Source organism: Thermococcus sp. ES12, assembly GCF_012027515.1.
In the GTDB taxonomy this organism is placed as follows: domain Archaea; phylum Methanobacteriota_B; class Thermococci; order Thermococcales; family Thermococcaceae; genus Thermococcus; species Thermococcus barossii.
Genome location: NZ_SNUP01000003.1, coordinates 243,735 through 253,093, shown reverse-complemented (window position 1 = coordinate 253,093; position 9,359 = coordinate 243,735). Strand labels below are relative to the sequence as shown.

Sequence of the window (9,359 nt, the reverse complement as noted above, 5' to 3'; positions counted from 1 at the left end):
CACCTATTTCACGGCTGTGAAATAAGGCCCTTATAAGGATTGCCTCCAACTTCAACATATGAGGTTCATCGCCGACATGATGCTTGGCCGGCTTGCGAGGTGGCTCCGGCTGTACGGCTACGACACCCTCTATGGGGTGGAGGCGGATGAGGACATACTCCGGATTGCCCTGGCCGAGAACCGGGTTCTTCTGACCAGGGATTCAGGCCTTGCAGGGAGGGCTAAGAAGCTTGGAGTGAGCGTTATCCTACTTACCTCGAACTCCCTTGAGGGTCAGATGGAAGAGCTCAGGAGTTTTGGCGTGGAGTTTAAGGAGCTCTTCCCAGCCAACGCGCGCTGTCCGAAGTGTAACGGGCCCATAAGACCGGTCCCAAAGGAAGAAATCAGGGAGAGGGTTCCGGAGGAGGTGTACGAGAGGTACGACGAGTTTTACGTCTGCGAGAACTGTGGGCAGGTGTACTGGCCCGGGAGGCAGTGGAAGGAGATGCTCAGGATGGACAAAAAGCTGAGAAAAATAAATCAGTGAAGCGGGTGGTGGCAGGCGACGAAGTGGTTGTGGCTTACCTCCACCAGCTCCGGTTCGTGGGCTATGCAGACCTCGCTTGAGAATGGGCATCTCGGGTGGAACCTGCATCCCCTGGGCGGGTTTGCCGCGTTTGGAACTTCCCCTGTTATCTTGAGCTTCTTCTCCTTCTTCCTGCGCGCTATTGAAGGTACCGCCTGGATGAGGGCCATCGTGTATGGGTGGGACGGGTTCTTCAGGACTTCCTCCGTCGGGCCTATCTCCACTATCTTGCCGAGGTACATCACCGCTATCCTGTCGGCTATGAGCTTGCCCACCGCTATGTCGTGGGTGATGAAGAGCTGGCTGAGGTTGTACTCCTCCCTGAAGCTTTCAAGGAGCTCAAGTATCGAGGCACGCATCGAGACGTCTATCATCGAGACCGCCTCGTCGGCAACGACGAACTCCGGCTTCAGTATCATCGCCCTCGCTATGACAACGCGCTGCCTCTGGCCGCCGCTGAGGTGGTGCGGATAGCGGTCGTAGAACTCCTCCTCTGGGGTTAGGCCGACGCGCTTCAGCATCTTGAGGGCCATCTCCCTTGCCTCCTCTTTCTCGGCCATGCCGTGGACGAGGAGCGGATGGGCTATCGCATCGCCAATTTTCATCCTGGGGCTCAGGCTCGCGTATGGATCCTGGAAGATTATCTGCATCCTCCGCCTGAAGGGCCTCATCTCCTCGCGGGAGAGCTCCGTTATATCCGTCCCGTCGAAGATTATCCTGCCGTCCGTGGGCTCTATGAGCCTCAGAACGGTCCTTCCAGCTGTGGTTTTACCGCAGCCGCTCTCGCCGATGAGCGCGAGCACCTCTCCCCTGGCTATCTCGAAGGTGATGCCGTCCACGGCCTTGACGTAGCGCGGTGGCTCCTTTCTGAGCACCTCCAGGATGTTCCTCTTGACCGGGAAGTACTTTTTGAGGTTCTCAACGCGAAGAAGTGGCTCGCTCATTCCCCTGCACCCCCGTAGAGATGGCAGGCCACGAAGTGACCCTTCTCGTACTCTATCATTTCAGGTTCCACCGCGTCGCAGAGGCCCTTGAGGGTCGGGCGCTCCCTGAAAACCGGGCACCTCGGGTGGAAGCGGCATCCCCTCGGCGGGTTTCTGAGGTCTGGGGGATATCCTGGAATTGCTCTGACCTCGCTCTCCTTCCAGAGGTCCGGAACCGCCTCGATGAGCGCCCTTGTGTAAGGGTGGAGAGGATTCTCGACTATCTGCTCAACGGTTCCGAACTCGACGAGCTTTCCTGCGTACATTACCGCTATCTTATCGCTCCTCTCAGCCGCAAGAGAGATGTCGTGGGTGACGAAGTATATGCTCGTTCCCTCCGCCTTGAGGTTGTCGATGAGGTCCATTATGGAGTCCTGCACGATGACGTCCAGGGCGGTCGTCGGTTCGTCCGCGATGAGGAGCTTCGGGTTGAAGGCCATCGCCATCGCTATGCTTATTCTCTGCCTCTGGCCGCCGCTGAGCTGGTGCGGGTAGTAGTCAAGCCTGTCTGGCGGAAGGTTTACCTTCTCTAACAACTCTTTTGCCCTTTCCCTCGCCTCCTCCTCCGGGACGCCGTGAACCGTCATGACCTCGACCATCTGGTCCCCGACTTTCCTGAGGGGGTCGAGGCTGGTCATCGGGTCCTGGAATATCATGCTGATGTCCTTCCCCCTGATGTCCCTCAGCTCGTCTTTGCCGAGCCTCAGGAGGTCCCTCCCCTCGAAGATAACCTCCCCCGTCACTATCCTTCCAGGTGATGGAACGATGTTCATTATCGCGTGGGCGACCGTTGATTTCCCGCTCCCGCTCTCCCCGACGAAGGTGACCCACTCGCCCCTGTCTATGCTGAACGTAACTTTCTCGGCCCCCTTGACGACTCCCGCAAGGGTGTAGTAGTAGATGCTAAGGTTTTTGACCTCCAGCAGCATTCACATCACCTCGTTCCAAGGGAGAGCCTCTCGCTGAGGGCCTCTCCTATCAGCGCGAAGGCCATGGCCAGCAGCATTATCATTACTCCCGGAAAGAAGACCAGCCACCAGTAGCCGTCGAGGAGGAAGGGCTGGCCGACGCGCAGGTCGTACCCCCAGTCGGGCGTCGGCGGCGTTACCGACAGTCCCAGGAAGCTCAGGCCGGCCTCGGTTAATATGGCATCGGCGACACTGAGGGTGAAGACCACCAGTATGGTTGGCGCCAGGTTGGGCAGGATGTACTTGAACATGACCTCCCTGTCCCTCGCGCCTATCGCGTGGGCCGCTTCAACGAAGAGCTGGCCGGTGAAACTGAGCGTCTGCCCGCGGACCATCCTGAAGTAGGTCGGCACGTAGACGAAGCTTATAGCTATGGCGGTGTTTATCGGACTCGGACCCAGGACCACAGCGATGACCATCGCGAGGATGAGAGCTGGAAACGCGTAGATGCTGTCCATTATCACGCTCAGCGTCCTGTCTATCCTGCCCCCGTGGTAGCCGGAGAGAAGTCCCAGAGGAATTCCTATCGCCATCGAGAGCAGAGTCGCTATGAAGACGACGTAGAGGACGACCCTTGAACCCCAGACTATCCTCGAGAACATGTCCTGGCCGAGCCTGTTGGTCCCCATGAGGTGGTCGTGGCTTGGTGGGGCGAAGACGTCGTCGCTGCTCTGCGTCGGGTCGTATGGGGCTATCCATGGTGCAAAAACCGCCATGATTACGACGATGAGGACGATGATTATGCCGAAGATGAGCATGCCCCTGCCGGGCTTCTTCCCGAAGACAAACTCGGTTATTTTTCCCGCTATTTCCATCTTGACCACCTCAGTACTTCACCCTCGGGTCGAGCAGCGCGTAGACTATGTCCACTATGAGGCTGATGATGCCGACGAAGAAGGCGAAGAATATCACCGCACCCTGGATGGCGTTGTAGTCGCGGTAGTCTATCCTGTCCACCAGAAAAGTTCCCATCCCTGGCCAGCTGAAGGTCGTCTCGGTGAGAACAGCTCCTCCCAGGAGTATCGCGAACTGGAGTCCCATCAGGGTAACTACCGGTATGAACGCGTTCTTAAGGGCGTACCACATCACCTTCCTGTCGGCAACGCCCCTCGCGTGGTAGGCCCTTATGAAGTCCTGGCTGAGGACGTCAACCATGTTGTTCCTCACCAGCCTCGTGTAAGCCCCGCTGAGGACGATTCCCAGGGTGAGGGCTGGTAGGATGAGGTGTCTAACGGAGCTCACGAGGGCGTCCCAGTTGGCTGTAAGGATGCTGTCCAGGACGTAGAGGCCCGTTATCGTGTGCAGATTAACCCCCGGGTCGAGTCTGCCTGAAGTGGGCAGCCAGTGCAGGTGGATTCCGAAGAGGTACTGGAGCATCATACCGAACCAGGGTATGAAGAGCGTGTAGGCGATTATGCTGTACACCCTCATCGCCGTGTCCGTCTTCGTCCCTTTCCTTGTGGCGCCTATCACTCCGGTCAGGAGGCCGAGGAGCACGCTGACGGTGAAGGCCCAGAGGGCGAGCTCCAGCGTCGCCGGGAAGCGCTGGGCTATGTAGTCCCACACGGGCTTTCCCATCGGAAACGCCAAGGTTACGCCAAAATCTCCGTGGAGAACACCCTTGAGGTAGTCAAAGTACTGGACGTACAGGGGCTTGTCCAGCCCGGCCATGTGCATGAGGTGTTCCAGCTGCTCTGGGGGAATGTTCTTCGTTCCAACTACGGCCATAACCGGGTTTCCGGGAAGGATTCTCAGGAAAAAGAACACGAGGGTGTAGAGAATGAGGATCGTCGGAATTATCATGAGCGCCCTGATTATTATGTACTGACCGAGTCCCCTGGCCACGTTATCACCCCTTCGTTAATTAAGACAAAAAGGAGTGAAAGAAGGAAATCACTCCTTGTAGAGGGTCGAGTAGCGGAATATCATGTCCGGGCCTATCGTTACTCCCTTGACGTTCTTCTGGGTAACCACGAAGAGCTTGCCCTGTATCAGCGGTATGTAGGGAACGTCCTGCGCCAGTATATCCTGAACCTGCTCGTAGAGCTTCGTCCTCTCGTTCTGGTCGCTGAGCCTCTGGGCCTGGCTCAGGAGCTCGTCCATCGTCGGGTTGGAGTAGCCGGTTCCGGCCCACTTGTTGGCGCCGGTCTTAAGGAACGGGGTGGTGTAGTCGTCGGGGTCGAGGTAGTCCGGATACCAGCCGAGCAGGTAGACCTGCATCTGGCCGTTCCTGGCGTAGTCGGTGTAGGTTCCCCATTCGGCGCTCTTTATGGTGACCTTTATCATTCCGGTCTTTTCCCACTGCTCCTTCAGGATCTGGGCAAGGTCCGCCTCCGTGTCCCCGTAGTGGGTCGGCGTGTACCAGAGCTGTATCTCCAGCGGGTTGCTCTCGGAGTAGCCTGCCTCGCTGAGGAGCTGCTTGGCAAGGTCAAGGTTGCCGTCGCCGTACTTCTCCTTGAAGACGTCCTTGTGGCTCCACATTCCGTTCGGTATTAGGCTGTAGAGTGGCTCGACGGTTCCCATGAATACCTTCTGGGCTATTTCCGGCCTGTCAACGGCCGCCGCGAGCGCCTGCCTGACCTTGACGTTGCTCGTCGGGTCGTTCTTGGTGTTGAGGCAGATGTAGCGGATGAATCCGCCCGGAACCTCTATGACGTTGAAGTTCTCGTCCTTCTTCAGGCTGTCTATATCGCTGGGCCTGAGGGTCCTCCAGGCGATGTCTATCTCGCCGTTCTGGAGGGCGAGGCGCATGGTCGAGGCGTCGCGGTAGAACTTGATGATTATCTTCTCGGTCTTCGGCTTCTCTCCGTAGTAGTTCGGGTTGGCCTCAAGAACGAGCTCCTCATCACGAACCCATTTGATTATCTTGTAGGGGCCCGCACCGCCGGCGGTCTGGTCGCTCTGTATCTGGTCGGGGGCGTAGTCCGGGTGAACCGGGAAGTACGGCGGGGTCGTCAGGAGCGCTAAGAAGTATGCGGTTGGCTGCTTGAGGTAGAAGACAACCGTGTAGTCATCCTTGGCCTCCACCTTGTCCACGAAGTCGGTAACGAGCCACGAGGGGTCGCCCTGAATGGTCATTACTCTCTCGATGCTCCTGACCACGTCCTTGGCCGTGAGGGGGGTTCCGTCCGCGAATTTGAGGTCCTTCCTTAGGTGGAAGGTCCAAACTGTCGAGTCCTCGTTGACCTCCCAGCTCTCTGCCAGGGCAGGTTCAATCTCCAGGGTGCCCGGCTTGTACTTCACCAAGCCCTCCATGACGTTGTTGAGAACCTCCCATGTGTAGAAGTCGTAGGCGTTGGCCGGGTCGAGGTCGGTTACCTTGTCAGTGACTCCTATCACTATCGTCGTTGGCTTTTCTTCGCCGCCTCCACCGCCGCTTATGCAGCCGCTGGCAACGACAGAAAAAACAACCAAAAACACCAGGGCCAATGTCGCATACTGCCGTCGCATAAGGTGTCACCGATGGATATTTACGAGCATCTATGGATTTAAACCTTTCGTAGTGTTCATTATCGAACCGACGAAGTCAGAACCCCGTACCGGGGCAAAGTTGATATATGCTCCATGCGAGTTCCTTCCATGGAATGGGAAGAATGGAAGCCCTTCTACCTGCGCGTAGTCCGGGAGATGGGGTACTCGGTTGAAGATGACAGGAAGGCGGCCGAGCTTCTGAGGGCGCTCCTGCTGGAGGGCGACGAATACATCCTGCGGGACGAACTGGCAACCATCATTGAGAAAAGAGTTTATGTCTTTGGGTGCGGTCCCAGCCTGGAGAAGGCCCTTGGGAAGTTTGATTTTTCGGATGGAACGCTGATAGCGGCCGACGGAGCCACCTCCGCGCTCATAGAGAACGGCTTGATCCCAGATATCATAGTTACTGACCTCGACGGCAGGATTCCGGACCTGAGGATAGCCAACGATAGGGGGGCGTTCATGGTGATTCACGCCCACGGCGACAACGTGGACAGGCTGAGCTCCTACGTTCCGCTCTTCTCAAGGGTTCTTGGAACGACCCAGACCGAGCCCCTCGACATCGTTTACAACTTCGGCGGCTTCACCGACGGTGACAGGGCCGCTTTTCTGGCCGAAGAGCTGGGTGCGAGAGAAATAATCCTCGTCGGCTTCGACTTCGGCGATACCGTTGGGAGGTGGAGCAAACCGGGTCTCAGAGAACATGCCCCAATATGGGAGAGCAAGAGGAAGAAGTTCGAGTTCGCTAAGGAACTGCTGGAATGGCTGGAAAAGAATGGAAGGGCAAAGGTTGAGTACGTTCACCTGGACTCAAGGTAGTTCTTGATCTTGTCGTTTAGTATGAGGGCCAGTCCGACTATACCGATCAGCAGGAGAAATGACACATACTGACCCTCCGTGAGCATGTGGTAAAGGCTGTACAGGCCAAGTATTCCAACCACGACGATACCGGGGTAAGCGACTTTTTTGAGTCCTTCTGGCACATATTCCCTGTGTTCTATTGCCGCCCATGCGGCTATTATTCCTCCAAAGAGGACAAATGTCGAGACGGCTCCGTCCAGTATGGTTATCGTGTCGATTCCAAACTTCATTCCCACGATGTTTGTAAGTCCCAGGAGAGCGGTAACGCCTATTATCGTAAGAACTGCCTTGTCGCGTGGAAGCCTCATGAATTCCTCATAGATTCTCACTATGGTTTCCCCAATGGGTATCATACTTGAGAGTGCAGCTAGGAACACCGCGAAACTGAGTAGATAAAATAGGGCGGGAAGTTTGAGTATGTCAACCATAACTTTCGGGAGGCCTTGGAACAATAGTGCCGTGCCTTGGATTGGTATGTTGGGATCAACGGCAAGAATCATGGCAATCACGAACGTTGCAAGGATTGAGGCAAAGGTATCCAGTGCCGCTCCAATCGATGCAAGCTTTGCACCGGATATCTCATCAGGTAGGAATGCCCCAAGTATTAGGTAGAAACCCATACCCAGACTGAGAGAATAAGCCGCCTGAATTGCCATGTCCCTCACGGTGGCCTCGGTTATGCCCTTCCACGTGAATGCTTGCCCTATGAAGTGACTGATGGCACCTTTGTCGGGGACATTGGAGTATATCCCAATGATAGCCACTATGAGCGCGAGGAAAAAGAGTCCAACCGATATCACCATGACGTCAAGGGTCTTTTCTCTTCCCCTGATGAGGATTAATATCAGGAGGGCAAAAACAAACACGAGTGTTATTGCGTTCCCAGAAAGACTCCCGGTAACGTCCTTGATTACTAATGAACTCAGGGTCCAGCCGCCGACTATGGAATAGTAGCTCAGCAGGAGTATGTTGAAGAGAAAGAACATGAATCCAAACGCCGGCCTTTTATATTCCTTCAGGTAATACTCCAAGAGCTCGTATCTTTTGTGCTTCGTGCTCTCGAGTGCCACAGCTATGAGGGGAACCATCATTGCAACGAAGATTAGATAGACCACTATTCCCCCGAGACCGTGCTGAAAAGCCAGGGCCGGGAACTTCCATATGTTGCCGAGGCCTATCATAAACGCAGCAACAACTAGGCTTAAGTATCCCAAAGTAAACCTGTTCATTTTACCCCCTCCAGCATATTGTGCCTTTGAGGTTGGTATTTATTTAATATTGGCTCGGGACTGCTTTAATTTTTATCTGTTATGTATTGCCAATTTTGCTCAGAAGAACCAGTAAATTGGAATAATAGCAAATAATAATAGAAAACGACCGGAGGATATTGTCATGTTGACAATTCAATGCAAATCCCTGAGCTTCTTGACCTTCCCGGCCTTTATCTCGATGTAGCCGGCTCTCTTGAGGAAGCGAAGCACCTCCTCAATGGCCTTTGGGGAGTAGTTGATGACGAGGGTTCCCTTTTCGGTGGGTATCGAAATGGGGGAGGCCCTAACGAATCCCCTGACCAGGTCCTCCTCCGGAACCTTTTCGCCGCCGAGGGACTTGAGTATCTCTCCCGCCAGGATGGAGCGGCCTATCAGCGCGAAGTAGACCTTGAGGAGGTAGTCCTCCGGGAAGTAGCGTGATGCAATCTTTCCGAGGGTGTTTATCTTGGCTATGTCCAGCTCCAGTATTTCGAACTCATACTCCATTGTGAGGTCGGCAAAGGCGAACTGCTTTGCTATTCTCTCGGTGCTTTCCGGGCTGTGGACGAGGTTGAAGGGAAACTTGAACTCGAAGCGGAGCTTCGTGACGTCAACGCCCTCCCGCAGCCTTATCACGCCGTCCTCGTAGTCTATCGCCCCGTTTCTCGTGAGCTGGTCGAGGAGCTCGGCGACCCATGGGCCCTCCTGCAGGAGAACCTCGAACCTCTCGCCGACCTTGATGTGCTCCAGTATGTGGTTCAGGCTCTCCCTGAAGGAAATGAACCCCTCTCTGAGGGCCTCCCTGTCGGCCCCCTCGATAACGTCTATCTGTGCGCTTATCTCTTCGAGGGTTCCCTCCAGCAGGTACCCGACGAACGCCTCGTATCCGAGTCTCTCATGAAGCTCGAACTTAATGCCCTCCCTCTTCAGGTCATCGAAAAACGATTTCTTCACCGATTCACTCTTCGTAACGAACCTCATTCTATCACCGAACCGGAAACGGTTAAAAGCCTTATAGGTTTTTGGTTTCTGGAGGTGAGCGCATGGGCGAGAAGCAGTACCTTCTCGACAGGACCCTTGAGACATGGAAGGGGAAGAGGGTTGCCATAGCGGTTAGCAACGAGCACTCCTTCACCGGAATCCTGGATGACTTCGATGAGGAGGTCATACTGCTCCGCGACATCGTGGACATAGCCGGGAACAGGGCGAAGGAACTGCTCGTTAAGATAGACGACCTCAACTGGATAATGTTGCTGTGAGG

At 55.4% G+C, this 9,359-nt stretch carries 10 protein-coding genes; 3 read left to right on the top strand and 7 right to left on the bottom strand.

Annotated elements, in window-relative coordinates; all coding sequences use genetic code 11:
* Positions 1-58 precede the first annotated feature (58 nt).
* Entirely contained in the window at positions 59-526 is a 468-nt protein-coding gene (locus E3E37_RS09235; RefSeq protein WP_167716769.1) for a Mut7-C RNAse domain-containing protein, read from the top strand.
* Here E3E37_RS09235 and E3E37_RS09230 read toward each other — a convergent pair.
* From E3E37_RS09230 to E3E37_RS09210, 5 genes are read right to left on the bottom strand one after another with little or no spacing between them, the layout of a single operon-like run.
* On the bottom strand, positions 520-1,509 hold the full coding sequence (locus E3E37_RS09230) for an ABC transporter ATP-binding protein (RefSeq protein ID WP_167716767.1): 990 nt from the start codon (positions 1,507-1,509) through the stop codon (positions 520-522). The genes E3E37_RS09235 and E3E37_RS09230 overlap by 7 nt on opposite strands.
* Complete coding sequence (locus E3E37_RS09225) at positions 1,506-2,477, bottom strand: ABC transporter ATP-binding protein (RefSeq protein WP_088865019.1); 972 nt, start codon at positions 2,475-2,477, stop codon at positions 1,506-1,508. Before E3E37_RS09225 ends, E3E37_RS09230 begins: the two co-directional genes overlap by 4 nt.
* A 5-nt stretch (positions 2,478-2,482) precedes the next feature.
* On the bottom strand, positions 2,483-3,331 hold the full coding sequence (locus tag E3E37_RS09220; RefSeq protein ID WP_167716765.1) for an ABC transporter permease: 849 nt from the start codon (positions 3,329-3,331) through the stop codon (positions 2,483-2,485).
* Positions 3,332-3,341: 10 nt separating this feature from the next.
* Positions 3,342-4,361, bottom strand: a complete 1,020-nt coding sequence (locus E3E37_RS11780; protein ID WP_198362167.1) for an ABC transporter permease — start codon at positions 4,359-4,361, stop codon at positions 3,342-3,344.
* A gap of 48 nt (positions 4,362-4,409) precedes the next feature.
* Positions 4,410-5,966 carry an ABC transporter substrate-binding protein gene (locus E3E37_RS09210; protein WP_167716763.1) on the bottom strand — a complete coding sequence of 519 codons (1,557 nt, stop codon included), beginning with the start codon at positions 5,964-5,966 and terminating at the stop codon, positions 4,410-4,412.
* Between the two features lie 129 nt (positions 5,967-6,095).
* On the opposite strand from E3E37_RS09210, the gene E3E37_RS09205 reads away from it, so the two are divergent.
* The gene (locus E3E37_RS09205) at positions 6,096-6,806 is read left to right on the top strand and encodes a 6-hydroxymethylpterin diphosphokinase MptE-like protein (RefSeq protein ID WP_167716761.1); all 711 of its coding nucleotides are present in this window, start codon (positions 6,096-6,098) and stop codon (positions 6,804-6,806) included.
* On the opposite strand, the gene E3E37_RS09200 is transcribed toward E3E37_RS09205, so the two are convergent.
* Both E3E37_RS09200 and E3E37_RS09195 read right to left on the bottom strand, forming a co-directional pair.
* The gene (locus tag E3E37_RS09200; RefSeq protein ID WP_167716759.1) at positions 6,788-8,077 is read right to left on the bottom strand and encodes a sodium-dependent transporter; all 1,290 of its coding nucleotides are present in this window, start codon (positions 8,075-8,077) and stop codon (positions 6,788-6,790) included. The genes E3E37_RS09205 and E3E37_RS09200 overlap by 19 nt on opposite strands.
* Positions 8,078-8,251: 174 nt before the next feature.
* Positions 8,252-9,079 carry a hypothetical protein gene (locus E3E37_RS09195; protein ID WP_167716757.1) on the bottom strand — a complete coding sequence of 276 codons (828 nt, stop codon included), beginning with the start codon at positions 9,077-9,079 and terminating at the stop codon, positions 8,252-8,254.
* A gap of 62 nt (positions 9,080-9,141) precedes the next feature.
* On the opposite strand from E3E37_RS09195, the gene E3E37_RS09190 reads away from it, so the two are divergent.
* Positions 9,142-9,357 carry an LSm family protein gene (locus tag E3E37_RS09190; RefSeq protein WP_167716755.1) on the top strand — a complete coding sequence of 72 codons (216 nt, stop codon included), beginning with the start codon at positions 9,142-9,144 and terminating at the stop codon, positions 9,355-9,357.
* The last annotated feature ends 2 nt before the right edge of the window (positions 9,358-9,359 follow it).

Excerpts from the sequence above, each read along its gene's own strand:
- E3E37_RS09235 (WP_167716769.1), top strand. The coding sequence starts at position 59 with ATGAGGTTCATCGCCGACATGATGCTTGGCCGGCTTGCGAGGTGGCTC.
- E3E37_RS09230 (WP_167716767.1), bottom strand. The coding sequence starts at position 1,509 with ATGAGCGAGCCACTTCTTCGCGTTGAGAACCTCAAAAAGTACTTCCCG.
- E3E37_RS09225 (WP_088865019.1), bottom strand. The coding sequence starts at position 2,477 with ATGCTGCTGGAGGTCAAAAACCTTAGCATCTACTACTACACCCTTGCG.
- E3E37_RS09220 (WP_167716765.1), bottom strand. The coding sequence starts at position 3,331 with ATGGAAATAGCGGGAAAAATAACCGAGTTTGTCTTCGGGAAGAAGCCC.
- E3E37_RS09210 (WP_167716763.1), bottom strand. The coding sequence starts at position 5,966 with ATGCGACGGCAGTATGCGACATTGGCCCTGGTGTTTTTGGTTGTTTTT.
- E3E37_RS09205 (WP_167716761.1), top strand. The coding sequence starts at position 6,096 with ATGGAATGGGAAGAATGGAAGCCCTTCTACCTGCGCGTAGTCCGGGAG.
- E3E37_RS09200 (WP_167716759.1), bottom strand. The coding sequence starts at position 8,077 with ATGAACAGGTTTACTTTGGGATACTTAAGCCTAGTTGTTGCTGCGTTT.
- E3E37_RS09195 (WP_167716757.1), bottom strand. The coding sequence starts at position 9,079 with ATGAGGTTCGTTACGAAGAGTGAATCGGTGAAGAAATCGTTTTTCGAT.
- E3E37_RS09190 (WP_167716755.1), top strand. The coding sequence starts at position 9,142 with ATGGGCGAGAAGCAGTACCTTCTCGACAGGACCCTTGAGACATGGAAG.